The organism is Psychrobacter sp. TB20-MNA-CIBAN-0197, from assembly GCF_040309765.1.
Lineage (GTDB): Bacteria > Pseudomonadota > Gammaproteobacteria > Pseudomonadales > Moraxellaceae > Psychrobacter > Psychrobacter submarinus.
Window position 1 is genome coordinate 1 of record NZ_JBEOPC010000679.1, and the last position, 268, is coordinate 268.

Annotated in this window: 1 protein-coding gene; it reads left to right on the top strand. The window is 60.1% G+C overall.

The genetic code is table 11. The features are described 5' to 3' along the window. The coding region (locus tag AAEY83_RS15500) for a DUF2491 family protein (RefSeq protein WP_351060342.1) at positions 1–268 on the top strand (268 nt) is incomplete at both ends.

Consider the following 268-nt stretch of genomic DNA (forward strand, 5'->3'; position numbering starts at 1 on the left):
CCTGATCGGTCTGCCGACCTACCACCACGACGGTGTTGAATACACCCGCGAATGGGGCACTGAACTGCATCAGACCGAACTGGTGCCAATGACCGAACACGTGGTCAACCCGGACGAGTCCTACACCATCAAGCACCACGCCATGCTGTATGCCCGCGACACCGGTCTGACCGATCGCCGCGAACTGCTGCTGTTCTCCGTCGAACAGGACGAAGAAGGCACCGTCAGCCTGAGCACCTCGCTGGGCATCTCGCTGTACACGACTGAT